Raw genomic sequence first — 25,466 nt, 5'->3', positions numbered from 1 at the left:
ACCGCCGGGAGGCGGACGCTTCGATGCCTTGAGCCCGGAGCTTGCGGGCCAGGAGCCTCATCAGCACCCGCATGATCGTGGCGTTCCTCAGCGGCGCGCCTACCCGCGACGTCGCCCGCCCGCGCAGGAAACGCACTCGACGGGCAGCCGGTCCCCGGGGGCGGCGTCCGGCCGCCGGGCCGCGACCACCGACAGGGCCGGGGCCCTCCCTGGGGAGTGAAGCCAGTCGGTTCACGCTCAGCCGGACGGCGGCACCGAAGACCATATGCCGAACCACTGTTCGGCGCCGTAGGCCTCGAACCGCTCCGCCTCGATGAACCCCAGCTTCGCCGCGAGGCGCATCGAGCGGTCGTTGGCGGTCTGGGTGGCGAGCACCACCGGTTCGCCGGGGAGCTCGCCGGCGAACCAGTCGAGTGCCGCCGCGCACGCCTCGGCGCCGTACCCGTGTCCCCACACCTGCGGCAGGAACAGATAGCCGAGCTCCACCCTCCCGGCAGCCTGTTGGAGGTGCCCCGTGTCTCTGGTGAGCGTGATCTGGCCGATCATCGCCCCGTCAAGCTCGACCACGAAACGGCCGGGGCGTCTGCCGGGCACCTCGGGCATCTTTCGCTCGATCTCGTCGCGCGGCTGGGGGCCGCCGAGGTAGGTGCCCACCTCCGGCGAGACCAGCAGCTCGATGACCGCCGTCCGGTCCCGGGCCTCGGGCTCGCGGAGCACGAGCCTTTCGGTCCTGATCGGGGCGGGGGGCCAGGCGACAGGTCCGAGTTCGGTCATGGCAGGCAACCTATCCCACGGCCCTGAGCGCGGATCGGGGGAGAATCGGGAGAGATCGGGAGAGAAAGGCCAGGCCGGGTCGGGGGCCGATTCAAGGTTGTGGATCGCCTAGCCACCTACGTCCTGGACGTCCTGGACCTTGTGGACGGTCGTGTCGTCGGGGTCCAGCCGCCGCCCGTCCGCCGACAGCACCTCCAGCGACCGGAGGGGCCGTCCCTCCCGGCGGTCGACCAGGCGCGAGTGCGGTTCACCGGGGGCGAAGAAGTTCTGCTCGCCCCACTGCCTCAGCGCCACGATGACGGGGAAGAGCGCCTCGCCCTTCGGAGTCAGTACGTACTCGCGGTAGGCGCTGCCGTCCGAGGCGGGGACGGAATCGAGGACGCCGCCTGCCACCAGGGTCCGCAGACGGGCCGTGAGGATGTTCTTCGCCACGCCCAGACTTCGCTGGAACTCCCCGAAGCGCCGGCTCCCGTCGAAGGCGTCCCGCACGATCAGCAGGGACCACCAGTCGCCGATCGCGTCGACCGACCGGGCGACGGGGCATTCGCTGTCGTCGAAGCGCGTCCTGGTCACCATCGCGCCCACCTCTCCCTCATCAACTGGTTGCAAGATGCTACCAAGAGCGGATACCGTCGCCGTCGTCATTGGTAGCAAGATGCAACCAGGCTGATGTGATCCGATCTCCGGAGGGGTGCCGATGCCGGGCAACGGTGGCAAGGCCGAGACACGACGGGCCGAAGCCACGGCCCCCGAGAGCCCGGACGGGGAGGGCCAGGGCAACCAAGGCCGGGATGCCCAAGGCTGGGGCGGCCAGGGCCGGGGCGGGGAGGGCCGGGGCGGGGAGGGTTCCTCGTACGTCCTGTCGCGTGGCGTCGTCATGCTGTTCGCCGTCGCCTGCGCTGTCGCGGTGGCCAACGTCTACTTCTCGCAGCCGCTCCTGGTGACCATGGGTCACGACCTCGCCATGAGTCCGGCGCTCGTCGGCAGCGTGGTCACCCTCACGCATGCCGGGTACGGGCTGGGGCTCTTCTTCCTCGTGCCGCTGGGCGACACGGCCGACCGCCGCCGGATCATCGTGGCCCAGTCGCTGCTCCTCGTGGTCGCACTGACTGTGGTCGCCGCGGCCCCCACGGCGGCGGTCCTCCTCGCGGGGATGGCCGCGGTAGGCCTCCTCGCGGTCGTCACGCAGACGCTGGTGGCCTTCGCGGCGGCGCTGGCACCTCCCGCCGTACGCGGACGGGTCGTCGGTACGGTCACCAGCGGCGTGGTCATCGGCATCCTGCTCGCCCGCACCGCGTCCGGCCTCCTGGCCGATCTCGCGGGCTGGCGCTCCGTCTACCTCGCCTCGTCGGCGCTCACCGCTCTGCTCGCGCTGGTCCTGTACCGGGTGCTGCCCCGCCACGGTGGCGCTCCGCCGGCACCTCTGCGCTACGGGCAGCTCCTGCGTTCCACGGTCACCCTGTTCGTACGGGAACCGCTGCTGCGGCTCCGGGCCCTGTTCGGCCTGCTGGTGTTCGCCGCCTTCAGCACCCTGTGGAGCAGCGTCGCGCTGCCGCTCAGCGAGGCCCCGTACTTCCTGTCCCACAGTGCGATCGGGGCGCTGGGGCTCATCGGCGTGGTCGGCGCCCTGGCCGCGAGCGGGGCAGGGCGGCTGAACGACCGTGGCCTCTCCCGGCGGACCACCGGCATCGCCCTGGCGCTGCTCGCCGCCTCCTGGGCGCCCCTCGCCTTCACCCGCTCCTCGCTCTGGGCCCTGGTCGCCGGGGTGGTCCTCCTCGACCTCGCCGTACAGGCGGTCCATGTCACCAACCAGACCCTGATCCACGCGCTGCACCCGGAGGCGGGCAGCCGGCTGATCGGCGGGTACATGGTCTTCTACTCGATCGGCAGCGCCACGGGGGCGATCGCCGCAACCTCCCTCTACACGTTGGCCGGCTGGGGCGCGGTGTGCGCCCTGGGCGCCGCGTTCAGCTGCCTCGGGCTCGCGGTGTGGGCCCTCACCCGGCACAGCGCCCCGGAGAGCCGGTAGGCGCGTGTGGGGCCGCGCCTCGATTCCCCTTGCGCGGGCGGCAGTTGCCGCCGCTCCCCACCGTGCGTACGATGACTGACCAGTCAGTCATCGAGTGAGGGGGCTGGGCATGGGCAAGAGAGTCGACTCGGCGGCCCGCCGGGAAATGATCCTGCGGGCCGCCGTGCGGGTGTTCGCCCGGCAGGGGTTCGCCGCGACCCGGGTGGACGACATCGCCGGGGAGGCGGGCGTCGCCAAGGGCAGCGTCTACCTCTACTTCGACAGTCGGGACGCCTTGCTGGCGGCCGCCTTCGAGACGTACGCGGCACAGTCGCAGGCGGTGGTCCAGCAGGCCCGTACCGGTGCGGGGGACGGGCTGGAGCGGCTCGCCTCGCTGGTGCGGTCGGTGGTGGACATGGTCGCGGCCGAGCCGGAGCTCGCCCGTATCCTCATCGACCTGTGGGCCGCGGGACGGCAGGGGGACGCCTCGGGGATGGACATCCCGGCCGTGTACCGCGAGTACCGCGCGGTGGTCGCCGAACTGCTCGCCGATGCCGAGGCCGAGGGGATCCTCCGTGCCGGGGTGGGAGAAGGGCATGCGGCCGTCGTCGTCGGGGCGATCGAGGGCTGCGTCCTGCAGTGGATCGTCGATCCCGCGCTGCCGGTCGCGGAGCTCGCGGCACCGATCGTCGAGCTGTGCGTCGAAGGGCTGCGCCGCCGGGAGGAGGGGTGAGGACCTCGGGGGCCACCGGGGCCTCGGGGGCCGCGGCGGTCCGGTGGCTCGACGCCCGGTTGCTGGCGCCGGAGGCCGAGCGGGGCGAGCGGATCGTCTGCTACGCGGGCGCGCTGGCCGGTGCCGGGTTCGCGGTGGCCCTCGCCCTGCGCGCCCCGCACGGCCCGTACTCGGGGCTCTCGCTGATCGTGATCGGTGTGGTGGCCTTCGACCTGTTCGGTGGCACGGTGGTCAACGCGACCCGGTCCGCCAAGCGCCGGTTCCACCGGCCGGGGCGTACCTCTCGCCACCACTTCGCGTTCGTGGCCGCCCATGTCCAGCCGTTCGTCCTCGCCCTGTCCGTCCCCGGGTTCGGCTGGCTCCCCGCCGGCATCCTCTACGTCCTCACGTTGGGCGGGGCGGCGGTGATCCTGACCGTCCCCGCCGAGCTGCGGCGCCCGGTCGCCTTCGCCGTCTCCGCACTGGCCATCACCGCGGCCTCGGCCTGGGTGGCCGTGCCCGGCGCGTTGGCCTGGCTCGCCCCCGTACTGGTGATCAAGCTGCTGCTGGCCCATCTGCTCCCCGACGAAGCGGGCGGTGGCGGCGGTAGTACGAGATCGTGACGGCCGCCGTCAGCGGGCCCCAGAGGAACAGCGGCTGGTAGAGGATGCCGACGACGAGGTTGCCGGTGGCCGTCATCTCCTCGTGCGGATACGTCCACCACCAGGGGACGTTGGCCCAGATCAGGGTCAGGCCCGCCGCGCCGACGGCGGCGGGGACGACGGCGGCCAGGGGGCGGACCCTCCGCCCGCCGATCAGCGGCATCCAGCGCGGTACGACCTCGCCCCATGGCCGCACCAGGCCGATGGTCAGGAGGGCGACCGACTCGCAGATCACACTGAGCGTCAGCATCCAGACCTTGGACTCGGCCGTCTCGAAGGGCGCGAAACCCGCCTCCGTGTAACCGGCGGGGTACCCGAGCACCAGGGCGATGCGCCACAGCCCGCTCGGCAGGACCACGAGCGCGGTGAGGTGCGCGGCCAGCACCGCCCAGCGGGGCGGCGGCGCCACGGAGGTCTCAGAAGCCGCGGTTACGGAGTTGTCGGGGGCCGCTCGTAAGGTCATGCGGCCCATCCTGGGGCTCCCGCCGAAGCATTCCGTCGGCCTGCCGGACGCTCTTCCTGGCCCCATGGAACGAGATGTACGGGGCCGGGGTCACCCGGGCGGCGGAGGGCGTCCTCGGCCCGGGGCGCGGGTCACAAACGGAGGTTCGGCCTCCCCGCGGGATCGCGGGGAGGCCGAACCTCGTTCATCGTTCTTCTTCGTCGTCCTTCTTCGTCGTTCTTCTTCGTCGTTCCTCGGTCGCCGTCCTCCGCTCCGCTCGCGCGGACGTGGACTACGACGCGTCGCGGACCGTGCCCTCCAGCGGCGGGCCCAGCGGCTCGCCCTCGTCGTCCGTGACCTGGAAGCTGACGTACTCCGTCGGCTCCTTGACCCGGTCACGGATGGTCGGGATGGTCAGGGTCGTGGACACCTTCCCGGCCGGGATCGTGTTCCACAGCGTGCCGTACTCGACCTTCGAGAGCGGGATCGCCGGCTTCGGGATCTCGTCCACGAGCATGGACAGCCACTCCTGGTCCACGTCGGCCGTGGACAGCTCCGGGCGGCCGCCGGTGACGGGGATCAGCTGGGCCAGGGCCCAGATCTCGATGTCCGCACGCTCCGAGAGGGAGATGCGCCACGTCAGCGGCGCGCCCTCGGTGACGTCGGCGGCCACCGGCTTGACGGTCACGGTCGGCATCGGGTCGTCGTTCTCGGCGGTGACACCGCCGGCGTCCGCGCCGATGACCGTGGACCGGACCGCCTTGACCAGGATGTCGTGGGGCTTGTCCCAGCCGTAGCGCTTGTTGCCCTCGACCTTCACCTTGACCTTGATCCCGGCGGTGCCGGGGCCGACCTTGACCAGGCGGCCGGTCGACTTGCCGGTGTCCGGGTCGACGACGTACAGACGGACCGCTCCGGCGTTCTTGCCGGTGGTGCGGACGGGCACCTGGTACGTACGGACGCCGGAGTCGCCCTCCTTGACGGTGAGGCGGCCGATGTCGACGCGCGCCAGCGGTGCGGCCTTCGCCACCGGGGTGCCCGGCTTCCAGGACCAGGCGTCCATCAGCCATGCCTTGCCGGAACGGGACTTCGGGGTCAGCTCCAGGGAGGCGATCTTCCCCAGGTTCAGCTTGGCGCGGGTCGCGGCGGTCAGCGGGACGCGGACCTCCTGTGCCCAGTACGAGCTGGTGCGGTCGGTGCCGGGCAGTCCGTCGACGCGTACGCTGCCCAGCTTGGCCCGCTTGCCCTTGGCGTCCTTGACGCTCACGTCGAACCGGGTGCCGCTGGTGTTCGGCGGTACGGCGATGCGCAGGGCGATGCTCTTGGCGCCCTTGACGGAGACCGGCTTCTTCGGGGTGACCCGGGCGATGGTGCCCGGCTTCTTCCAGTCCAGCGCGATCGCGCGGCGGCCGGCCTCGTGCTCCGGGCGCCACTGCGCGAAGTGCGGCGAGGAGCCGTTGACGTTGCGGCCGAGGCAGGCGGAGCGGCCGGGGGCGACGGCGTCGCAGAGCTTGGCGCCGCTGACCTTCAGCGGGCCCTGCGGGTCGTCGGGAAGGAAGCCCGCGTTCCGGTTGCCGCCGACCGCGTGGGTCAGGACCCGGGCGGGGTCGGCGGAGGGGGCGCGGCGGCCGGTGCCGTCGAGCAGCTGTCGTACGCGGTCGTCGCCGCCGACGAACAGCCGTGCGGCGGCGGCGATGTAGGTCGCGCCCGCCTTGTGCTGCTGGTTGGCGGAGAGCCGTCCGGCGGCGCCGGGCGAGCAGAGCGGGTCGCGTGCCTCGGGGTCGTGCCAGAAGTCGTCGTCGGCCGGGGCCTTGGCCTGGCCCGGGGTCCACTCGCTGTTGAAGTAGTTGTGGTTGGCGCCGACCATGTAGACCGAGCTGTGCAGGGCCTTGCCCCGGCTGACGCCCCGGGTGCCGTCCGTGTACACCTGGCCCTGGAGGTCGGAGACGTCACCGTCGCAGCCCGGCAGGATGGTGAGCGAGGGGACGTCGGGCACCGGGTTCTGGCCGAAGATGGTGGGGCCGATGTGGACGGTGCCGCGGATCTTCCAGCGGGCCTTGGACCGGTAGCCGTCCTGGGCGGCCGGCGGCTTGTACAGGCTGTCCATGACCGCGCGGTTGACGCCCTCGCCACCGCGCGAGTGCCCGACGAGGAGCACCCGGGAGAGGTCGGTCTTCGGCCCCTTGACGGCGGCGGGCGCGGAGGCGGGCTTGGCGGCCCAGTCGGCCCAGCGGCCGAGGTGGGTGCGGATCAGCGAGGAGCGGGCCTGCGCACCGCCGTCCTCGGCGTCCCAGTCCTGGCCGTTGATGCCGTTGGCGGAGATCGAGACGGTCACGTACCCCTGGGAGGCCAGCAGCTTCTGGTCGCGCAGATAGCCCCGGTGGCTGGGGATCACCTTGTAGCCCTTGGCGCAGGGCCAGTCGCCGGAGACCTCCTCCTTCTTGCCGGGGACGTAGCAGGTGGCGTGGCGGCCGTGCAGGAAGAGGGCGACCGGACGCTTGCCGGGGGCCTTCTTCGGGGCGACCACGACACCGCGCATCTCGACGGGTGCGGGGAAGCCGGGGAGCTTGACCGAGGGGAGGCTGTACTCGCCGGTGGTGGTGGCGTACTTGCCGGGCTTGCCGGGGTCGACGGTCCCCGCGGGCAGCTTGGGCGGGAGCTTGGGGGCCGGCTTCTTGGCCTTGCGGCTCGCGCCCTTGCCCGGGGCCTCGTCGAGCCGGCGCCCGGCCGCCTGGACCTGGAGCTCGTCCAGGTCGGCGGTGCGGACCGCGTCCATGGGGAGCCGGAAGGTCCGGCCGTCGTCCTGCGGTTCGGGGATGCCCACGAGTTCGCCGTCGGCGCGGAACTCCACGCGGGCGTCGCCCATGGGGACCGGCTCGGGGGCCCGCCACTCCAGGTGGTTCTGCCCGTTGTCGGCGGCGATGCGCCAGCCGGGCGGCAGCGCGTCTCCGGCCTCGGGCGATGCGGTGGCGGTGCGTATGTCCTGCGTCGCGGCAGCGGTGCGCGCGTCCGGCGGCACCGGGGCGGCGTACGCCCCCGTCGGCGCCACCCCCGCCACCGTCAGCACCGCTATCGCGGTGGCCCAGGCTTTCCGGCCACGTATCAAAGCTCCTCCTCAACCCTGTTCACTCGCGCACCCGTTCCGGTGGTCTGTTCCGGATCGAACGCGTTCTCGGACATCGAGACGGGGAGGCGGGGCTGTGGGTTGCCTCTGCGAGTGGAGTGATCGGCGGGCCGTGCGGGGCGCCGTGGCGATGGCAGGTCAGGGCGTGGCAGGGCGCATGGCAGCGCACGGTGGCGGACGGCAGCGGACGGCAGCGCTCTGCGGCGCACGGCAGGATGAGCGGCTCACCACGGCCCGCCCCTCGCGGAACGACGGCTCATGCGCCGGATCGCCTCCAGCGGGTACGGAGTCTCCCGGCTCCCCTGCTGGAGCTCGCGGAAGAAGTCCGCCATCACCACGGTGAGCGGCGCGTGGCGGGTGAGGATCGACGCGGCGGCGTCCGGGACCCCCGTGGGCCGCTCCCCCCGGGCGTACGCCCGCACCTGCGCCTCGCGGTCGTCCCTCCCGTACCCCTCATATCCGTGCAGGGCCGTGACCAGCCAGTTCACCAGGTAGCTGACGGTGTAGTCGCGGTCGTACGTCAGGTGCCGACGGAAGAAGTCGGCCTCGTCCGGGGACAGGGCGAACCGGGAGGAGAGCGCCAGGCCGTAGTCCGTGAAGAACAGGCGCCGCCCGTCGGTCAGGACGTTCTCGAAGTGGGCGTCGAAATGGAGGAGCCCGCGGCTGTTCATGAACGCGGTCCCCGCTGCCAGCTCCCGCTCCACCATCGCGCACGCCCGGTCGGCCCGCTCCCCTCCGGCCACCATCTGCCGCCCCAGCCACTGGTGCAGGTTCTGCGGGAGGTACTCCAGGAACAGCGCGATGCTCGCCGAGGAATGCCGGAGCCCCTCGATCCGGATACGTATCCCCGCTCCGCCGCCCCAGTAGGCGACAGCCCGTTCGACGTCGGCCAGTTCCTCGGGCAGGGGCGTCGAGTCCGGCAGTACGCGCCAGTGGTGGAGAAGCGGGAAACCGCCGTACTCCCCCGCGAGCGCCCAGTCCGTCGTCAGGGTGTGTACGGCGAGTTCTCGCCACGCCCCGAAGCCGGGGCTGCCGATGCCGTAATGGCAGAAGAGCGGCAGCGCGAACACGTTCGCCGTGGACCGGACGTTCCCGGGCCGCCGCTCCAGGTCGGTGAGGGGCACCCGCTTCACGAAGACCGGGGTCCCGGCGATCTCCAGCAGGGCCGACTTTCCGCCGATACCGGACCCGAGCGGCTCGGCCGTGCCGACGAGTTCGCCCAGGGCTCGATCGTCGTACCGGGCCAGAGTGGCGGAGACAGCGCGGTGGGCGGCGGAACGTGAACTGCGTTCTGCACCAGGGGACTTCGGCATGACAGGGACCTCTGAGTCGGGATGAGCGTCGGGGCAGGTAGGTCGGGGAGACCGATCTGCGGCTGAGCGACGGCCGCAGACTCCATGTGTACGACACCGGCGAGGTCACCTCCGAAGACGGCAGCGGCTGGGGCAGCGAGGGCGGCCGGGGGCCTGGTCGCCTTCTGGCACGACGGCACGCCCCCCACCACCACCCACCCCCGTACGGCCGCGCGCCCCGCGCCCCGGGACCCCACCTGAGGGACGATGGCGGGGTCGCGCGCCCAGCCGCCCCCGTCAGCGGTGCGGCACCGGCACGGAACCCGGCGTGCCGAGACCGGAACCATCCCCAACCTCCCGGCAACCGTTGCACTCCCGTCACTCGAACGGCACACCCCCACATCAACCTCATCTCATATCTGAGATAACCTGCGGCCATGTCAGACGACTACCTCGCACGCATCGGCAAGCTCATCCGTGACGCCCGGCAGCACCGGGGCTGGACACAGACGCAGCTGGCCGAGGCGCTCGGCACGAGCCAGAGCGCCGTCAACCGCATCGAGCGCGGCAACCAGAACATCAGCCTTGAGATGATCGCCCGTATCGGTGAAGCCCTCGACAGTGAGATCGTGGCGCTCGGTTACTCCGGGCCCATGCATCTGCGGGTCGTCGGCGGCCGCCGGCTCTCCGGCGCCATCGACGTCAAGACCAGCAAGAACGCCTGCGTCGCGCTGCTGTGCGCCTCGCTGCTCAACAAGGGCCGGACCGTCCTGCGCCGGGTCGCCCGGATCGAGGAGGTCTTCCGGCTCCTGGAGGTGCTGAACTCCATCGGGGTGCGCACCCGCTGGATCAACGACGGCGTGGACCTGGAGATCGTGCCGCCCGCGCAGCTGGACATGGCGGCGATCGACGCCGACGCCGCGCGCCGCACGCGCTCCATCATCATGTTCCTGGGCCCGCTGCTGCACCGGATGGAGCAGTTCACCCTCCCGTACGCGGGCGGCTGCGACCTGGGCACCCGCACGATCGAGCCGCACATGATCGCGCTGCGCCGGTTCGGCCTGGAGATCGCCGCCACGGAGGGGCTGTACCACGCCCAGGTGGATCGCTCGGTCGCCCCCGGCCGACCCATCGTGCTGACCGAGCGCGGCGACACCGTGACCGAGAACGCCCTGCTGGCCGCCGCCCGCCACGACGGCACGACGGTCATCCGCAACGCCTCCTCCAACTACATGGTCCAGGACCTGTGCTTCTTCCTGGAGGCGCTGGGCGTACGGGTCGACGGCGTCGGCACGACGACGCTCACCGTACACGGGGTCCCGCAGATCGACGTGGACGTGGACTACTCCCCCTCCGAGGACCCGGTCGAAGCGATGAGCCTGCTGGCCGCCGCGGTGGTGACCGAGTCCGAACTCACCATCCGCCGGGTGCCGATCGAGTTCCTGGAGATCGAGCTCGCGGTCCTGGAGGAGATGGGCGTCGACTGCGACCGCACCCCGGAGTACGCGGCCGACAACGCCCGCACCCGGCTGGTCGACCTGACCGTGCGGCCCTCCAAGCTGGAGGCGCCGATCGACAAGATCCACCCGATGCCGTTCCCCGGCCTCAACATCGACAACGTGCCGTTCTTCGCGGCCATCGCGGCCGCCGCGCACGGCCAGACCCTGATCCACGACTGGGTCTACGACAACCGCGCGATCTACCTCACCGACCTCAACCGCCTGGGCGGCCGCCTCCAGCTCCTCGACCCCCACCGCGTCCTGGTCGAGGGCCCCACCCGCTGGCGCGCCGCCGAAATGATGTGCCCGCCCGCCCTGCGGCCCGCCGTGGTGGTGCTGCTGGCGATGATGGCGGCCGAAGGCACCTCCGTACTGCGCAACGTCTATGTGATCAACCGGGGTTACGAGGAGCTGGCGGAGCGGCTCAACTCAGTGGGCGCGCAGATCGAGATCTTCCGGGACATCTGATATACGCGTGCCGCCGGTGCCTCGTCGGGCCGGCGGCTTGCGCCTCGTCTCGTCCCATCCTGGGTGCCCGGCGGCCGGGGCGCCTCCTCATGGGGTGCCCCGGGCAAGAACTACACTCGGGCCCCCTCCGCTGCGCGGGACTCCGAGCCCGCCTCGCGGGACGACGGCCAGAGAAGAAGGACGGGAACCCATGCCGCCCACCCAGCCGCGACAGACCGATGAGCGCGTCACCAGTACGGTCTACCGGCACCGGTTGCCCGAAGTCCTTTGCTCCACCACCGAGTTGCCGTCCGTGCAGTACGCGGACCGGTTCACCCTGGCGACCGGTGCCGCTGAGGGCACCACCGCCGAGACGTGGGCCAGGGCCCTGTTCGGGGACGTGCCCGACCTCGGGGAGAGGATCGTCTGGCAGGGCGTGCTGGGGCTGCGGCTGGCCTCCGGGCGGGCCCCGGGAACGCTGGCCGGGTGGCGGGTGGTGGCCCGGGACGAGCGGGTGATCCGCTTGTGGGCCCAGTCATGGTTCATCGCCTGCGAACTGGTCGTGGAGCGCGGTGACGCCGAGGTGTCGCTCACGACCCTCATGCACTACCGGCGCCGACTGGGCCGTACGGTGTGGACCCCGACGTCCGCCGTCCACCGGAGGCTCGCCCCGGGCCTGCTCCACGACGCCGAGGCACGCGTCTGAGCCGACGGGCCTTGCGCCGGGCCTTGCGCCGGGGCATCGGGGGCGGCTGGCAACGGGGTCAGGTTTCCGTCGTCGCTCTCAGCCTCGCCGTACAGGCCGTGGCTCCACTACGCGTTGACGCTCGTCCAGATGGCGCGGGAAACGGCCGCCGGTTCCGGCGCGCCCAGGCGGAGGCGTCCCGTCGTACGGAGTGAGTGACCGCCCGGGACCTTGATGAAGGTGGTGAGGCGCGGGCCGGTCAGGGGGCGCTTCGGCAGAGCGGGAGCCCGCGCGGGGTCGGGGCGGAAGTCGAAGAAGCGGCGGATCAAGCCATGCACATCTCTTGTGGATTGGTATGGACCAATGCCATCCTGCTGACACGGGACATCGCCCCAACTCGCCCCATTTGGTGTGCTGTTACCGGAAAGCCTCAAGAACTGCCGTACTGCTTCACCTATATGGGAGTGAGCACCTATGCCCTCTGCCCGGCGCCGCCTCGCCGCAGCCTCCGTTGTCGCGTCCGCCGCGACCTTCCTGTCCCTGACGCCTTCGCCCGCGAGCGCGCACGGCTCCGTCTTCGGCCCGGTCAGCCGGGTGAGTGCCTGCTTCGCCGAGGGTCCGGAGGCCCCGAAGTCCCAGGTCTGCAAGGACCTGGTCGCCGATTCGGGGACCCAGCCGCTCTACGACTGGAACGAGGTGAACATCGCCAACGCCGACGGCAGGCACCAGGAGATCATTCCTGACGGGAAGCTCTGTTCCGCCAATCGCGAGAAGTACCGTGCCCTGGACTGGGCCCGCACCGACTGGCCCGCCACGGCCGTGGCCGCGGGCTCCTACGACTTCAACGTGCGTGTCACCGCACCCCACTTGGGCACGATGACGATGTACATCACCAAGGAGGGCTTCGACCCGACGCAGCCGCTGAAGTGGTCGGACCTGGACCCGACGCCGGTGGGCACGTACGCCACGCCCCGTACCAGCGACAACGGTTACTACAACTTCACCGGCGCCCTCCCCGACCGTACGGGCCGCCACATCGTCTACAAGGTCTGGCAGCGCCACGACAGCCCCGAGGCGTTCTACGGCTGCTCCGACGTCACCTTCGGCACGGCCGCCGCGGCCAAGGCCAAGGCTCCGACCGAGAGCAAGATCGAGGCGGGTACGGAGCAGTCGTCCGTCAGCCACCACGGCCACGGCGGGGACGAGCAGCCGCCCGCACTGGTCTCCGCCTCCTCGCAGCCCGTCGGCTCCCCGCTGGCGAGCAGCATGGCCTGGGCCGGAGGCGCCGCCCTGTTCGCGGTGGGCGCCCTGCTCTTCGGCCGCAACCGCCGCCGGGAGAGCTGAGCCCCCGGCTGCCCAGCTCCCCGCACCACCTCGCCTCCGGCCGGGGCCCCGCAGACAGCGGGCCTCGGCCGGAGGTCCGTCGGTCGTAGAGCCCCCGGTCGGAAGGCCGTCGGTCCGAGGCCGTCGGTCCGAGGGCCCCCGGCCCGTACGTACGCCTGCGAAATCCCGCCGGAACCACGGGAACTGTGGCCCGTGGTCACCCGACTACTGGGGCGTGGGTGGCGGACACCCGTCGCCCCGCACGGCTCGGGGCCAGGGAAAGGGGCGGGATGGGCGGGCTGGATGTACGCATGAGGGGGGTGGGCTGCCGGCACGGGCGCGTCGAGGCGGTGTCCGAGGTCGATCTGGAGATCGCCGCCGGTGAGCGCGTGGCACTGACGGGCACCAACGGCTCCGGCAAGACCACCCTGCTGCGTGCGGTGCTCGGCCTGCACCACCAGGTGACCGGCTCGATCGCGGTCGGCGGCCGGGAGACCGGCTCCCCCGCCGAGTGGGCCTGGCGGCGCCGGGCCTGCGCCTGGATTCCCCAGAAGCCGGCGGCGGGCCGGTTCCCCCTGCTCGGCGCCGAGTTGCTGGCCAGCAGTACGGCGCCGAGGGAGGCGGGCGAGGCCGCCTCCCGGCTCGGTGTCGGGGAGCTGGTCGGGCGTCCTCTGCACACGTTCTCCGGCGGCCAGCTCCAGCGGATGTACCTGGCCCGGGCGATCGGCTGCGTCGCGGCGGGCGCACAGGTGCTCCTGGCCGACGAGCCCACCGCCGCCCTGGACTTCGACGGCCAGGAGGAGGCCGCGGACGTCCTCACCTCGCTGCCCGTCACCCTGGTCGTGGTGACCCACGACCGGGCGCTGGCGGACCGCTGCGACCGCGTCCTGGAGATGGCGGCGGGCCGGCTGCGGGAGGTCCGGTGACCGCCGTCCACCTCGCCACCGCCGATCTGGGTGAGCTGCTTCAGCTGATGCCCGTCCAGCGGGCCGGCCTCGCCCTGCTCCTCGCGGCGGTCGGCCTGCCCGTCATCGGGGTGGTCATCGTCGGGCTCGACATCATGCCGGTCCGGTTCGCGATGATGCACGTGGCCCTGTTCGGCATCGCGGTCGGGCTGCTCACCGGTCTGGACCCGATGCTCTGCGCGCTCGTCGCCTGTGCGCTCGCCGGGGTCTCGGTCGCCCCACTGGCCCGTACCCCGGACGGGCTGTCCGGAGCCATGGGGCTGCTGATGAGCCTGGCCATCGCCGCCGCACTTCTGCTGCTCGCCGTCTCGGGGGTCAACGCGTCCGGGGCCTTCGCCCTGCTGTGGGGGTCGATCCTCTCCGTCTCCACGTCCGACCTCGTCGTGCTCGGCGCGCTGGCCGTCGCCGTACCCGGTCTGTTCTGGTGGCGGCGGCGCGACATCGGCCTGCTCCTCCACGACCGCGAGCTCGCCCAGTGTTCCGGGGTCCCCGTCCGCGTACTGACCGCGGTCCTCCTCGTCCTCGTCGCCGTCGCCGTCGCCGGGGCGATCAAGCTCACCGGCGCCCTCCTCGTCGACGCGCTGACGCTGCTGCCCGCGCTCGCCGCCCGTCGGCTGGGCACCTCGCTGAAGTCGATCACCTTCTGGGCGATCGGTATCGGGGTCGTCGTCAACACGGCCGGCTTCCTGCTGGCCCTGTGGCTGGACTGGCCGCCCGGCCCCGTACTCGTCCTGACGGCGGGGGCCGTGGTCCTCGCCGTGCACTTCATACCCGAACGGAGAATCAGCTCATGGCGCGCACCCGCGTCCGTATCACTTCCCTCCTCGCACTGAGCGCGGTACTCGGACTCGTCACCGGCTGCGGAGACAGCGGCGATCCCAAGTCCTCCGGCGCCCCGGGCGCCGCGAAGGGCAAGCCCGTGGTGGTCGTGACCACCACCTGGGAGGGCGCGTTCGCGAAGGCCGCCGGGGCCGAGGACATCAAGGTCATCGTGCCGCAGTCCGTCCACCACGCCCCGGACTACGACCCCAAGCCCTCCGACCTCGCCGCCGTCGCGGCGGCGGACTTCGTGCTGTACGCGCCCTTCGAACCGTACGCGGCGAAGATCAAGGAGGCGGCAGGCTCCGGGGCGGAGCTGGTCGAGGTCAACCTCGACAACGACCCCGCCAAGGTCACGGCGGAGGTCGAGAGACTCGGGGCGCTCTTCGGTACGGAGGACGCCGCGACGAAGTGGAAGGCCGGGTTCAAGACCGAGTACGACCGGCTGAACCAGGACGTCCGGGCCGCGTGGCCCGGCGGCAAGGCCCCCTCCGTCGTCTCCCAGGTCTTCACCGCCTGGGCTGCGGAGCTCGCGGGTGCCACCGTGGCGGGTACGTACGGGCCGGAGGCGGTGACACCGGCGCAGCTCGCCGAACTCTCCTCCAAGAAGCCGGACTTGGTGCTGGACAACGCCCATATGTCGACCGGGACGGTGCTGCCGGACTCCGGCGCCGAGCAGGTCGGTATCGTCAACTACCCGGGCGACGAACTGGACTTGCTGTCCGTCTACCGCGACGCGGCGGCCGGGCTGAAGAAGGCCATGGGCGCCTCCTGACCGCCCCACCCCCACGGGGCCCGGCAGCCACCAAGAGCTGCCGGGCCCCCTCCGTCATCCGGCCTGGGTGAGCGGCGCGCCCCCGGGGACAGCGCGCCGAGCCTGCCGATCGCTCTCCGTCAGGCGTTCCCTCAGGGCGGCCCGGTCGGGCTTGCCCGCGGGCGTCAGGGGCAACTCCCCCACCACGAGCAGCCGTTCGGGGTGTTTGCGCCGCTCAAGACCCCGGGCCGTCAGATGGTCGCCCAGGACGTCCAGCGTGGGAGCCTGCGGGCCGCGCGCGACCACGCAGGCCGCCAGCCGCTCGCCCATCAGGGGATCGGGGACGCCCACGCACAGCACGTCGCGGACCTGCGGGTGGGAGCGGAGTTCGCGTTCGACCTCGGCCGGGCTGATGTTGGCACCGCCGCGTATCACGATGTCCTTCAGCCGTCCGACGACATGCAGGACCCCGTCCGCGTCGAGGCGGCCGAGGTCTCCGGTGCGTACCCAGCCGTCGGGGGTGCGGTAGCGGGCGTCGAGGTCGGGGGCGCCCACGTAGCACAGCGGTGTCATGGGCCCCCGGGAGACGATCTCGCCGGTCTCGCCGTCGGGCAGGGGTTCGTGGGTCGCGGGGGCAACGATGCGGATCTCGGCGACCCGGGGGTCGGGGCGGCCCGCCACGATCCCCGACACGCTGGTCGGGGGAACCGTACTGCCCAGTCCCGTATGGCAGTTGACGCCGTCTGCGGAGCCGTAGAGGTTGACCACGGGGCAGCCGAAGACCTCGGCGGCGGCGCGGGCGGTGGTCTCGTCGAGCGGGGCGCCGCCCAGGACCAGCGCGGTGGGGGCGGGCAGTCGTTCGCCCGTCCCGTCCAGCCGCTCCAGCATCATGCGGACCGCCGTGGGGACACCGAGGACATGGGTCGGCTCGTGTTCGCGGATCGCCGCGAGGGCGGCCTCGGGCGTGAAGTGGTCGAGCAGGACCAGTGTGCCGCCGTGCCGGGCGAGGGTGACGGCGGTGCCGTTGGACCCGAAGGCGGAGGCTAGGGGTACGAGGAAGAGGCAGCGCGGCGGTCTTCCGTCGGGGACGAGTGAGGCGAGGAAGTTGCCGCGCCCGCCCGCCAGCGCGTTGTGCGAGTAGGCGATCATCTTCGGCTCGGCCTCGGAGCCGGAGGAGACCAGGATGCGTACGGCGCTGTCGGGATCGGGGCGGGCGGGAACGAACCCGCCGGGGTCGCTCCGCAGGAGTTCCGCCCAGGGGACCGTCCCCTCGGGTGCGGTGCCGGGCCCGACCGCCACCACGTCGCGGAGGAAGGGAAGTTGCGGGGAGAGAGCCAGCAGGTCGGCCGCGTGGGAGAAGCCGCGGTGGTCGACCGGGGCGATGACGGCGACGGCCTCGGCCCGGCCGAGCAGGGACTCGGCCTCGCGCGGGCCCCGGCCCACGGGGAAGGGGAGGGCGACGGCGCCGAGGGCGGCGAGGGCCAGATCGGCGATGACGGCGTTGCGGTTGTCGGGCAGCTGCACGCCGACCACGTCGCCCTCGCGTATGCCGAGGGCTCTGAGCCCGGTGGCCAGACATCGGACCTTGCGGTCCAGGGCGGTGTAACAGAGCTTGCCCTTGGCGTCCAGGACGGCCGTGCGGTGCAGGTCGGCGATCTGGCGGGCCCGGAAGAGGCTGTAGAGGTCGAGTCCGGGGCAGGTTCCGTCGACCACCCAGGACCGGCGGAGTTCGGCGGGCAGCAGATCGTTCAGGGCGACGGTCATGCGAAGCTCCAGGGGTCGGGAACGGCGGGGGCACCGTGCGCGTCACGGCTGATGGCGCCCGGGAAGCGCACGTCGTGGTGGAGGGCGGAGAGGTCGGTGGTGACGGCCGTGGCGGCGAGGCCCCGCTCCTCCAGCAGGGCCAGGGCGTCGGGGGTGGAGAGCTCGCGCAGGTCGTACGAGGAAGCGGCCCGGGCGCTCGCGTCGGAAGGGGCGACCCAGCCGTCGGCCGTCGGCAGCGGGTGCCGGAAACCTGCGGGCCGCCGGGCGTTCTTCCCGGTGGCCGCCCGCCGGAGCGCGGGGCCGGTCAGGGTGTCGGCGGCGCCGAGGAGCGAGGAGTCCACCCGCACGCCGCGGCCGGTGCGTTCGCGGAGCAGCAGCCCCGCGAGGACGGCTTCGGTGCCGTGCAGCCCGCCGAGCACATCGAGCAGGGTCATCAGCGACGGGGCGGGCGCCTCGCCCTCCGGACGGACCGCCTCGCCCACCCCGGTGCGGGCCTGCACCATGAAGTCGGTGCCCATGGGGGCGTCCTGGAGCCGGCCGGCCCAACCGCTCGTGTAGGCGTAGACCAGGGCGGGGTTGACGGGGGCGAGGTCGTCGGCGTCGAGGCCGAGGTGGGCGGCCTTGCCCGGCGCCCAGTTGTGCAGGAAGACATCGGCTTCGGCGGCCAGTTCGCGCAGGCGGCGCCGGTCGCCCGCCGCCTTGATGTCGATCTCCACGGCCTTCTTGCCCCGGTTGAGGGCGAGCCAGCGGGCCGACGTCCCGGAGCAGGCGGGGGGCATGCCCCGCAGCGGATCGCCGCCCGGGGGCTCAATCCGGATGATCTCGGCCCCCAGCAGGCCGAGGAGGTGGGCGGCCAGGGGTGCCTGGATGCGCCGGCCCGCCTCCAGGACGGTCAGCCCGGCGAGCGGCCGGGCGGGAGAGGGCAGGGCCGCATCGCGGTAACTCTCGGGCACAGTGAGCCTGGAGGGCACGGCCGCCTCACGAGAACTCTCCCGCGCGGTGAGCATGGCCGCATCGCGGGACCCCTCCCGCGCAGTGCGTCTGGAGGGTGCGGCCGACTCGCGGTAACTCTCCTGCCCAGCAAGGCTGTTGAGTGTCCGCAGCGACCAGGGCGCCGAGCCGTCGGCCTCCAAGGCCCGCTCCCCCAGGGTCCGTAGGACGCAGACCTCCGCGCCGGAGTCCGCTGCCGCCTGCCGGATGCGTGGGAGGGGGTGCGCCCGGGTCACGGCGTGGAGGGCCTCGGGGAAGGGGGCGCAGGCGGTGGCGTAGCGGAACTGGAACGGCCGCCACCCGGCCTGCATCGCGTCGGCCGGGGCCTCCAGGGCCCGCCAGAACGCGGCCCAGGCTTCCGGGTCGAGGGTCTCCAGCTCGAACAGCACGCCTTCGGCCGAGGTGAAGGGCGGTCCTCCCGGGGCGAGTTCGGTGGATTCGCCCTCGTCGGCACCGGATGCGGCCAGGTACTGGGAGACGGCGAGCAGCCCGGCCCGGTCCGCCCGGACGGTCAGGTGCGCGGGCCCGGCACCCCGAGCCTGCCCGACCAGACCGGCGAGCAGCCCCTGGACGGTGAGGACGGCGGTGGCCGTCGCCACGTAGTCGACGGCCAGGCCCCGGGGGCTTCCGTCACGCCGGCCGTGCACCGCCATGATGCCGGTTGCCGCCTGCACGGTCGCCTCGTCGACGAGCCCGTTCGCGGGGTGGGCCCAGGTGACGGTGGCACCGGCCGGTTCGAAGCCTCCGCCGGTGAGGGTGATACGACCCGAGGGCTCCTGATTATCCGTCACATCGGGTCTCGCACCGAGCAATCTCAGGTGCCGGGCCACGACTTCGGTCAGTTGCGGGGGCCCTGACGCACCGAAACCCAGTGTGTCGAGCGGCCGGACCGTCTGCGTGGTGGTGGGAAACGCCATGCCTCTCCTCTCCCGGCGCGGCGGTGGCCGTCGCCCAGGTCGAAAACGGGACGCGGGAACTCGGAGAGGTGCTGACCCGACCAGTTCCACAGACAGAGAGTCGGACAGCAGTTCCCACGAGTTCCCGGGAATGAGGAGGAATACGGTGAAGAATGCGGCCATCGCCCCCATCGGGCCGGATCAACCCGAAGCGGATGAGGCGGAGTTGAGGGAGAGGATCGACACCTTCGTCCGTACGCGGGTGATCCCCGCCGAACCGGTGCTCGACGCGGGGGGAGGCAACGCGACCGCCGCCCTGGCGGAGTTGCGGGCAGCGGCACGCACCGCCGGGCTGTGGGCCCTGCCGCTCCCCGCGGAGCTGGGCGGCGGCGGCCTGCCCTTCCGTACGTACGCGGCGCTCGCCGAGGCCGAGGGTGCCAGCGACCACGGCCCCGCCGCGCTGGGCTCGGCCGCGCTGCTCGACGTCACCATGCTGACCCGCCACGGCTCCCCCCGGGTCCGCGAAAAGTATCTGGAGGGGCTGGTCGCGGGCGGACTGCGCAGCTGCTACGCGATGACCGAACCCGGTGTACCGGGCACCGCCCCGCTCCTCACCGGGACCCGGGCCGAGGCGCGGCCCGACGGCAACTGGCTTGTCAGCGGCCGCAAATGGTTCACCTCCGGCGCGGCCGACGCCGACCTCGTCACGGTGCTGGCCCGCACCGGAGGGACGGCACCCGACCGTGACGGGCTGGCCCTGTTCGTCGTGCCGACCGGTTCACCCGGGTTCCGCGTCGTACGCGAACTGCCCGTACTCGGGGCCACGGGCCAGTACGAGATCGAGCTCGACCGGGTCCTCGTCCCCGCCGACCACCTCCTCGGTACGGGAGGCGACGCGCTGGCCATCGCGGGCGAACGGCTCGCGCTCGGCCGCACCCTGCGCTGTCTGCGCTGGCTCGGCCAGGCCCAGCGGGCTTTCGACCTCATGTGCGAACGTGCCGCCACCCACGGCGGATCGCACGGGCCGCTCGCCGGTCACCAACTGGTCCAGCAGCACGTCTTCGACGCGCTCCTCGCCCTGCGCACCACCCGCCCCCTGGTGCACGAGGCGGTGGCGCTGATCGCGGCGGGAGAGGACGCCCGTACGGAGGTGGGGCTGGCGAAGGTCGCCGCCGCCCGGATGCTCCAGCGGGTCACGGACTCCGCCATCCAGGTCCACGGCGCCGCCGGGCTCGGCCCCGACACCGCGCTGCCGTCCCTGTTCCGGGGCGGGCGGGCGGCCCGCATCCTGGACGGCCCGGACGAACTGCACATCACCTCGGTGGCCGCCCGGGTCCTGCGCGGCTACGACCCGGGGAACAGTTCCCCTATACGCGGGTGATGTCGACCAGCCCGTCGAGCGCGGCCAGCCCGAGGGCCAGGAAGAAGTCGCCCCAGATCAGTTCATGGCGGACCGCGACGCCCTGGGCGGCGTCGTAGCAGCCGTCCAGGAGCATGCCCGCCGGACGCCCGGAGCCCGGCCCGGTGAGATGGTCCTCGGCGAGACGCTTCAGGACCGCCTCGGCCCGGAGCGAACACAGCGCGGCCCGGGGCACCCCGGCACGCGCCAGCTTGAGCAGCGCGACAGCGGTGACGGCGGCGGCCGAGGTGTCCAGCACCGGCTGCGGCGAGGACGCGTGATCGGGCGGGACGAGTGGCCCCGTCAGCGCCTCCGTCCGCGTCAGGAGCTGCTCGGCGGCGCGGGTGAGCCGCTCCGGCCGCCGCCCGGCCACCTCCGGGCACAGCAGCGCGTCGGCCACGGCCAGCAGCATCCACGCCTCGCCCCGGCTCCACCCCGGTGCGGGGTCCGGGCAGGGGTGCCATCCCGTCGCCGCGTCGAACCGCCAGGCAGGCCGGGGCCGGCCGCCGCTGTCGGCGTGCTCCTCGTGCTCCTCGTGCTCCTCGCCGAGGAAGAGGCAGAGGTGCCGGTGCAGATGGGCCGCCGCCACGGCCGGTCCCTCGCCGCCGGTCCGGGCCAGGAGCGGCACCAGGCCCGGTACGCCGTCGGCCCGGGCCAGCAGCCGGGGCCCGCCGAACGCCGCGCCCCAGGGCACGGTCCCGGACTCGGGGTCGTACGAAGCGAGGCAGGCCCGGCCCGCCGCTTCCTGGAGCGCGTCGGCTTCCTCCGTATCGAAGGCCAAAGCCGTCGCGTACCAGAGGATCAGCCCCCGGGTGGCGGTGTCTGCGGTCGCCCAGGGCGCCAGGCGGGCCGTGCACCGGGCGGCGGCGGACCGGTCCGCCGCACTCCCCGTAGCGCGGGCCCGCAGCCACAGCAGTCCGGCCCAGAAGCCACCGGTCCACGAGCCCCGGCCGGTCGTCGTCCAGCGCCCGTCACCGGGGTCGGCGTACAACGGGAAGCGCTCGCCGACCTCGGCCTCGGTCACCGTCACCCGGCCGAGGACGGCGGCGAGGGCGCGGCCGGGCCAGGCGTCGCCGGTGGTCATGCCGCCTTCTCCGCCCGCGCACGCCGGTCCCGTACGCACCAGAGGAAGGCGACCGCTCCGGCCACGGCGAACTCCGCCGCCACGAGCGACCAGCCCGCCCCGTACCGGCCGCTCCCCGCGAGCAGGCCGAACAGGGGCGGCCCCACGGCGAACCCGGCGAAGAACCCGGCCGCGACGAGCGCCGAGTCCGTCCCGGCCCGGCCGGGCGCGGCACGCTGCATGACCAGCACCATCGACACGGCGTTGCCGGAGACCGCGAACACCCCGATGGCGACGGCCCCGGCCCACACCAGCGGCACCGCGAGGAGCCCGCCCGCCAGCAGGGCCACCGCACCGACCGCACCGCAGGCCAGCAGGCCCGGAAGCCACTCGGCCCGGCCCGGGACGGCCACCTTCGACCAGCCGATCCGGCCGAGGATGCCCGCCACCCCGAGGACGGCGACGAGAGCACCGGCCAGGGTGGGGCCCATCCCCAGGCGGTCCGCCCCGTACAGGGCGAGGTAGGTGTTCACGGAGGCGATACCGGCTCCCAGGAACAGGGAGAACCCCGCCAGCCAGGCCACCATGCCCCGTGGAACGTACGAGGCCGGGGCGGGCGCGGCCGCTGCCGCGGGCGGGTCCGCGGGCAGCGCGCGGAGCGCCCACACCCCGGCGAGCAGGGCCACCCCGGCAGCGGTCCACACGGCACCGCGCCAGCCGAGTCCGCCCGCGAGTGCGGCCAGCGGGAGCCCGGCGGCGAACGCCCCCAGCTGCACACCGGACTGTTTGAGACCGGTCACCGCACCCCGCCGGTCCGGCCGGACCGTGGCCAGGATCGCCTTGTTGGTGGCCGGGTTGGCCAGCGCCTGCGGTATCCCCCCGAGCGCGACGGCCCCCAGCAGCAGCCCCACACCGGGGGCGGCCCCGATGAGCGCGAGCGCGAGGGCGGAGATCAGGAACAGAAACACCAGCGCACGCCGGGGCCCGATACGGTCCACCATCCGCCCCCCGCTCGGGGAGAGCACGGCGGCCGTCCCGAAGCCGACCGTGGCCGTCAGCCCCAGCACGGCGGGCGAGAGGTCCAGCGCCTCGACCATGCGCGGGCCCAGGGCACCGATCAGGAACAACTGCATCATCGAGAACGCCATGGCGCAGGTGAGCAGGGCAGTCACGGTGCGGGACTCCCGGTCCCGCGCACCCGGCGCCGTCGCCGCCGCCGTCTTCCTCTCCGCCACCACAGAAGTCTCCGTTCCTCGCGCGGAAATGACAGCCTGTCGAGAAGACAGTCGGATGAACCGGCGTGCTGGTTCCCTGCCGCCTGCGCTGCGCCGCACTCCACTGCACTGCACTGCACTGCACACGTATGGAAAGACGATGGTATGCGCACAGGAACAGGCCCGGGGCCGACGCGCGTTGCGCCGGTCCCGGGCAGTGCCGTGTCGAGTCGAGTCGAGTCGGAGGGGCTGAAGGTCAGTACGTCGTCGTGACCGTGGCTCCGGTGAAGGTGGTGGCGGCGTGCAGGCTTATGTAGTGGGTGCCTGCGGGTGGGTTGGTGACGGTCAGGGTGTGGGTGTTGCCGGGGCCGGTGGCGCGGCTGGTGTGGGAGGTGGTGGTGGCCCAGGCGGAGGCGTTGTAGTAGAGGTCGGCGTCGCCGGTGGATCCGGTGGTGGTGATCTTCAGCTGGGCGGTGCCGGCCGGGACGTACAGGTAGAGGTAGGCGTAGTTGCCGGTGGTGGCGGAGAGATTGCTGCGGCCGCAGTTCTTGCCCAGGGTCCGCGGGTCCTCGCCGGTGCACTCGGTGACGGCGGGGCCGCCCTCCCCGCAGTCACCGGCCGCGCATCCCGCCAGCCAGGTCCGCCAGTCGCTGTCGTAGCGGGTGCCGATGGTGGTGGTGAGGTGGGTCCGGGCGGCGTTCCACTCGCCCGCTCGGTAGTGGCCGAGCACCCGGTCCATGTCGGCGGGGTGCTTCTCCAGCATGTACCGGGCGGCGAGGTAGCCCCAGCGGTAGACGCGCGTGGTGTCGTGGCTGTAGTCGGTGCTGAACAGGGTGCTCAGGGCGTAGGTGCCCCGGCCCGCCTCGGTCATCGCGGCGGTGTAGGGCAGGTCGCGGTAGGAGTAGGAGATGTACTCGGCGAAGCCCTCGACCCACCAGACGGTGGGGGTGGTCATGTTGGCGGCGAAGTCGCCGTACATGTTGAAGCGGCCGTCGAGGTAGTGGGTGTACTCGTGGTTGAGGTTCCAGATCTGGAACTCCGGCCGCAGCCACTCCGCCTCGTAGGCGATGAAGCGGGGCTGGTTGCCCACGGCGGCGGGGTTGCCCTCCAGGTACATGCCACCGTTGTTGGTGTCGATGCCGTACATCGCCCCGGCGTACGTCTGGTAGTCGGCGCTGGAGTCGTACGCCACCACCTCCAGGGTGGTGTTGTGGTCGTCGGCGACCGGGCCGTTGTCCCGTGCGATCCGGTGGAAGTGGGCGTCCTGCCCCAGCAGGCTGGTGCAGTTCGCGCTCAGCTCGGCGGATGTCATCTGCTGGGCCAGGATGCGGATGCTGGGACTGCAGGTGTGACGTACCGGCAGGACCTCGCGCTTGAGGCGTTCCTGCAAGTCGCAGATGCCGTACGCGGAACAGTTCGCCCGGTCGTAGTAGTCGGCCATCTCCGCTATGCCCACCCACAGTTGAGCCGTGGGTCCGGTGATGGCGCTCCGGCCCAGCAGTTCGGTGGCCAGGGGACGAACCGTGGCGCGCAGGCTCGCGTGCTGGAGGAAACGGGCCAGCTCCCGACCGGCGTTGGAGGTCAGGTAGGCCCGGTCGCCGCCCAGCAGGGAGAGGTGGTCGGCGGCGAAGCGGTGCAGGGCGTCGACGACGCTCGGGTCCGCCTCGACCGCTCGGACGAACTCGGGTGAGTAGTGGCCCCGGAAGGTCACCGTGTACACGTTGTTGGCCGCGCCGAGCATCCGGGAGTACGCGTTCCAACTGGAGTCGTAATCCGCCAGCAGCCGCTTGACCACGTACAGGTAACGGGCGTTCTCCTCGGCGCTGTCGATCAGGATGACCGCCTCGCCCAGCGTCTCGCCGTTGTCGTCGTTGACGTCGCGTGAACGGGGGCTCGCGAAGAAGGTGTCCAGGGCCGAGCGGATGGCGGTGCGCAGGCTGCTGCCGTACGGTCCGACGGCGTCCGGGTGGTACCAGTGCACGTAGTACCCGGCCCGGAGGAAGAGCACGAGCTGCGGGGTGCCGGTGCTCGCATCCCCGGGGTAGTAGGCGGAGTTGTCGCGCAGGGCGTGGGCGACGGTCGTCATCTGGCTTTCACGGAAGGCCAGTCGGGCGTTGTTGCCGGTCAGGCCGAACAGGGTGTTGACGCACGCGGTGGTGGACGCCTTGATCTGCCGCACCAGTTCGCTTCCGGTACGGCTGGTGAAGTCGGCCGGATCGCATGCGGCGGCGGCCTTCGCCGTACCCTTCGCGGCCGCGGCCGGCTCGTGCGGGGCGTCGTCGTGGCCGTGGCTGTAAGCCACTCTGAGCGGGGACTTGTCGGCGTTCAGCGGGGGGAGTTGAGGTGCCTTGAGCCGTTCCTTTGCAGCATGACCGGCCTCCGAGGTCGGCGACTGCTGCGCCTGCGGCGCGGGGTCGGCCGTCGCGCCGGGGGCGGCCGTCGCGTCGGAGGCGGGCGTCACGTCGGGGCGGGACGGCTGGGACGCGTTCGATGCCGTGGCGGCCGGTGGGGAGTCCGGCTGCGCCTGGGCCGGCTGCGCGAGCAGCGCGACGCCCATCACCCCGGCCAGAGCCAGGGGCAGAACGGCACCCACACCTCGGCGGACGAGTGTGGTTCTCACGTGTTTCCTCCCAT

The 25,466-nt window shown here is 72.6% G+C and carries 21 protein-coding genes; 10 read left to right on the top strand and 11 right to left on the bottom strand.

All coding sequences use genetic code 11. The annotated features are described in order from the left end of the window. Positions 1–237: 237 nt before the first annotated feature. Together ACFW9Z_RS27860 and ACFW9Z_RS27855 are read right to left on the bottom strand one after the other, a co-directional pair. A complete protein-coding gene (locus ACFW9Z_RS27860; RefSeq protein ID WP_384645321.1) occupies positions 238–774 on the bottom strand; it encodes a GNAT family N-acetyltransferase in 537 nt (178 codons plus the stop codon). Positions 775–882: 108 nt separating this feature from the next. Continuing rightward, complete coding sequence (locus ACFW9Z_RS27855; RefSeq protein ID WP_384645320.1) at positions 883–1,350, bottom strand: winged helix-turn-helix transcriptional regulator; 468 nt, start codon at positions 1,348–1,350, stop codon at positions 883–885. Positions 1,351–1,651: 301 nt separating this feature from the next. Here ACFW9Z_RS27855 and ACFW9Z_RS27850 point away from each other — a divergent pair, with 301 nt between their 5' ends. From ACFW9Z_RS27850 to ACFW9Z_RS27840, 3 genes are all read left to right on the top strand, one after another. Continuing rightward, positions 1,652–2,803, top strand: a complete 1,152-nt coding sequence (locus tag ACFW9Z_RS27850; RefSeq protein ID WP_384645333.1) for an MFS transporter — start codon at positions 1,652–1,654, stop codon at positions 2,801–2,803. 109 nt (positions 2,804–2,912) lie between these two features. Continuing rightward, a complete protein-coding gene (locus ACFW9Z_RS27845; protein ID WP_384645319.1) occupies positions 2,913–3,515 on the top strand; it encodes a TetR/AcrR family transcriptional regulator in 603 nt (200 codons plus the stop codon). Continuing rightward, entirely contained in the window at positions 3,512–4,117 is a 606-nt protein-coding gene (locus ACFW9Z_RS27840) for a hypothetical protein (RefSeq protein WP_384645318.1), read from the top strand. Before ACFW9Z_RS27845 ends, ACFW9Z_RS27840 begins: the two co-directional genes overlap by 4 nt. Here ACFW9Z_RS27840 and ACFW9Z_RS27835 read toward each other — a convergent pair. The 3 genes from ACFW9Z_RS27835 to ACFW9Z_RS27825 form a co-directional block, all read right to left on the bottom strand. Beyond that, the gene (locus ACFW9Z_RS27835) at positions 4,050–4,619 is read right to left on the bottom strand and encodes a hypothetical protein (protein WP_384645317.1); all 570 of its coding nucleotides are present in this window, start codon (positions 4,617–4,619) and stop codon (positions 4,050–4,052) included. The two genes, ACFW9Z_RS27840 and ACFW9Z_RS27835, sit on opposite strands and share 68 nt — an antisense overlap. 271 nt (positions 4,620–4,890) lie before the next feature. Continuing rightward, the gene (locus ACFW9Z_RS27830; protein WP_384645316.1) at positions 4,891–7,704 is read right to left on the bottom strand and encodes a hypothetical protein; all 2,814 of its coding nucleotides are present in this window, start codon (positions 7,702–7,704) and stop codon (positions 4,891–4,893) included. A 242-nt stretch (positions 7,705–7,946) separates the two neighbouring features. Next, positions 7,947–9,035 carry a protein kinase family protein gene (locus ACFW9Z_RS27825; protein ID WP_384645315.1) on the bottom strand — a complete coding sequence of 363 codons (1,089 nt, stop codon included), beginning with the start codon at positions 9,033–9,035 and terminating at the stop codon, positions 7,947–7,949. 416 nt (positions 9,036–9,451) lie between these two features. Between ACFW9Z_RS27825 and ACFW9Z_RS27820 the strand changes: the two genes are divergently transcribed. Continuing rightward, positions 9,452–10,981 (top strand): helix-turn-helix domain-containing protein, encoded by a 1,530-nt coding sequence (locus ACFW9Z_RS27820; RefSeq protein ID WP_384645314.1) that lies wholly within the window; start codon positions 9,452–9,454, stop codon positions 10,979–10,981. Between the two features lie 190 nt (positions 10,982–11,171). Further along, on the top strand, positions 11,172–11,666 hold the full coding sequence (locus ACFW9Z_RS27815) for a hypothetical protein (RefSeq protein WP_384645313.1): 495 nt from the start codon (positions 11,172–11,174) through the stop codon (positions 11,664–11,666). Between the two features lie 107 nt (positions 11,667–11,773). Here ACFW9Z_RS27815 and ACFW9Z_RS27810 read toward each other — a convergent pair whose 3' ends face one another. Next, the gene (locus ACFW9Z_RS27810) at positions 11,774–11,983 is read right to left on the bottom strand and encodes a hypothetical protein (protein ID WP_384645312.1); all 210 of its coding nucleotides are present in this window, start codon (positions 11,981–11,983) and stop codon (positions 11,774–11,776) included. A gap of 136 nt (positions 11,984–12,119) precedes the next feature. On the opposite strand from ACFW9Z_RS27810, the gene ACFW9Z_RS27805 reads away from it, so the two are divergent. From ACFW9Z_RS27805 to ACFW9Z_RS27790, 4 genes are all read left to right on the top strand, one after another. Beyond that, positions 12,120–12,989: a lytic polysaccharide monooxygenase gene (locus ACFW9Z_RS27805; protein WP_384645311.1), complete on the top strand. Its 870-nt coding sequence runs from the start codon at positions 12,120–12,122 to the stop codon at positions 12,987–12,989. Between the two features lie 269 nt (positions 12,990–13,258). Next, complete coding sequence (locus ACFW9Z_RS27800) at positions 13,259–13,894, top strand: metal ABC transporter ATP-binding protein (RefSeq protein WP_384645310.1); 636 nt, start codon at positions 13,259–13,261, stop codon at positions 13,892–13,894. Positions 13,895–13,941: 47 nt separating this feature from the next. Further along, complete coding sequence (locus ACFW9Z_RS27795; RefSeq protein WP_384645332.1) at positions 13,942–14,766, top strand: metal ABC transporter permease; 825 nt, start codon at positions 13,942–13,944, stop codon at positions 14,764–14,766. Beyond that, the gene (locus ACFW9Z_RS27790; protein WP_384645309.1) at positions 14,724–15,527 is read left to right on the top strand and encodes an ABC transporter substrate-binding protein; all 804 of its coding nucleotides are present in this window, start codon (positions 14,724–14,726) and stop codon (positions 15,525–15,527) included. The genes ACFW9Z_RS27795 and ACFW9Z_RS27790 overlap by 43 nt, the downstream gene beginning before the upstream one ends. 54 nt (positions 15,528–15,581) lie before the next feature. Here ACFW9Z_RS27790 and ACFW9Z_RS27785 read toward each other — a convergent pair whose 3' ends face one another. Together ACFW9Z_RS27785 and ACFW9Z_RS27780 are read right to left on the bottom strand one after the other, a co-directional pair. Continuing rightward, on the bottom strand, positions 15,582–17,270 hold the full coding sequence (locus ACFW9Z_RS27785; RefSeq protein ID WP_384645308.1) for a class I adenylate-forming enzyme family protein: 1,689 nt from the start codon (positions 17,268–17,270) through the stop codon (positions 15,582–15,584). Beyond that, complete coding sequence (locus ACFW9Z_RS27780) at positions 17,267–19,177, bottom strand: CoA transferase (RefSeq protein WP_384645307.1); 1,911 nt, start codon at positions 19,175–19,177, stop codon at positions 17,267–17,269. The genes ACFW9Z_RS27785 and ACFW9Z_RS27780 overlap by 4 nt, the downstream gene beginning before the upstream one ends. 145 nt (positions 19,178–19,322) lie before the next feature. Here ACFW9Z_RS27780 and ACFW9Z_RS27775 point away from each other — a divergent pair, with 145 nt between their 5' ends. Further along, entirely contained in the window at positions 19,323–20,537 is a 1,215-nt protein-coding gene (locus ACFW9Z_RS27775) for an acyl-CoA dehydrogenase family protein (RefSeq protein WP_384645306.1), read from the top strand. Here ACFW9Z_RS27775 and ACFW9Z_RS27770 read toward each other — a convergent pair. From ACFW9Z_RS27770 to ACFW9Z_RS27760, 3 genes are all read right to left on the bottom strand, one after another. Then, complete coding sequence (locus ACFW9Z_RS27770; protein WP_384645305.1) at positions 20,524–21,639, bottom strand: sugar ABC transporter permease; 1,116 nt, start codon at positions 21,637–21,639, stop codon at positions 20,524–20,526. The genes ACFW9Z_RS27775 and ACFW9Z_RS27770 overlap by 14 nt on opposite strands. Further along, the gene (locus tag ACFW9Z_RS27765; RefSeq protein WP_384645304.1) at positions 21,636–22,853 is read right to left on the bottom strand and encodes an MFS transporter; all 1,218 of its coding nucleotides are present in this window, start codon (positions 22,851–22,853) and stop codon (positions 21,636–21,638) included. Before ACFW9Z_RS27765 ends, ACFW9Z_RS27770 begins: the two co-directional genes overlap by 4 nt. Positions 22,854–23,088: 235 nt before the next feature. Beyond that, entirely contained in the window at positions 23,089–25,389 is a 2,301-nt protein-coding gene (locus ACFW9Z_RS27760; protein ID WP_384645331.1) for a collagenase, read from the bottom strand. Between the last annotated feature and the right edge of the window lie 77 nt (positions 25,390–25,466).

This window comes from Streptomyces sp. NPDC059452 (assembly GCF_042750035.1).
GTDB lineage: Bacteria > Actinomycetota > Actinomycetes > Streptomycetales > Streptomycetaceae > Streptomyces.
Note: the sequence above shows the minus strand (reverse complement) of the source record. Positions and strands in the feature narration are given on the sequence as shown.

Excerpts from the sequence above, each read along its gene's own strand:
- ACFW9Z_RS27860 (WP_384645321.1), bottom strand. The coding sequence starts at position 774 with ATGACCGAACTCGGACCTGTCGCCTGGCCCCCCGCCCCGATCAGGACC.
- ACFW9Z_RS27855 (WP_384645320.1), bottom strand. The coding sequence starts at position 1,350 with ATGGTGACCAGGACGCGCTTCGACGACAGCGAATGCCCCGTCGCCCGG.
- ACFW9Z_RS27850 (WP_384645333.1), top strand. The coding sequence starts at position 1,652 with ATGCTGTTCGCCGTCGCCTGCGCTGTCGCGGTGGCCAACGTCTACTTC.
- ACFW9Z_RS27845 (WP_384645319.1), top strand. The coding sequence starts at position 2,913 with ATGGGCAAGAGAGTCGACTCGGCGGCCCGCCGGGAAATGATCCTGCGG.
- ACFW9Z_RS27835 (WP_384645317.1), bottom strand. The coding sequence starts at position 4,619 with ATGACCTTACGAGCGGCCCCCGACAACTCCGTAACCGCGGCTTCTGAG.
- ACFW9Z_RS27825 (WP_384645315.1), bottom strand. The coding sequence starts at position 9,035 with ATGCCGAAGTCCCCTGGTGCAGAACGCAGTTCACGTTCCGCCGCCCAC.
- ACFW9Z_RS27820 (WP_384645314.1), top strand. The coding sequence starts at position 9,452 with ATGTCAGACGACTACCTCGCACGCATCGGCAAGCTCATCCGTGACGCC.
- ACFW9Z_RS27815 (WP_384645313.1), top strand. The coding sequence starts at position 11,172 with ATGCCGCCCACCCAGCCGCGACAGACCGATGAGCGCGTCACCAGTACG.
- ACFW9Z_RS27805 (WP_384645311.1), top strand. The coding sequence starts at position 12,120 with ATGCCCTCTGCCCGGCGCCGCCTCGCCGCAGCCTCCGTTGTCGCGTCC.
- ACFW9Z_RS27800 (WP_384645310.1), top strand. The coding sequence starts at position 13,259 with ATGGGCGGGCTGGATGTACGCATGAGGGGGGTGGGCTGCCGGCACGGG.
- ACFW9Z_RS27795 (WP_384645332.1), top strand. The coding sequence starts at position 13,942 with ATGCCCGTCCAGCGGGCCGGCCTCGCCCTGCTCCTCGCGGCGGTCGGC.
- ACFW9Z_RS27790 (WP_384645309.1), top strand. The coding sequence starts at position 14,724 with ATGGCGCGCACCCGCGTCCGTATCACTTCCCTCCTCGCACTGAGCGCG.
- ACFW9Z_RS27785 (WP_384645308.1), bottom strand. The coding sequence starts at position 17,270 with ATGACCGTCGCCCTGAACGATCTGCTGCCCGCCGAACTCCGCCGGTCC.
- ACFW9Z_RS27780 (WP_384645307.1), bottom strand. The coding sequence starts at position 19,177 with ATGGCGTTTCCCACCACCACGCAGACGGTCCGGCCGCTCGACACACTG.
- ACFW9Z_RS27770 (WP_384645305.1), bottom strand. The coding sequence starts at position 21,639 with ATGACCACCGGCGACGCCTGGCCCGGCCGCGCCCTCGCCGCCGTCCTC.
- ACFW9Z_RS27760 (WP_384645331.1), bottom strand. The coding sequence starts at position 25,389 with ATGGGCGTCGCGCTGCTCGCGCAGCCGGCCCAGGCGCAGCCGGACTCC.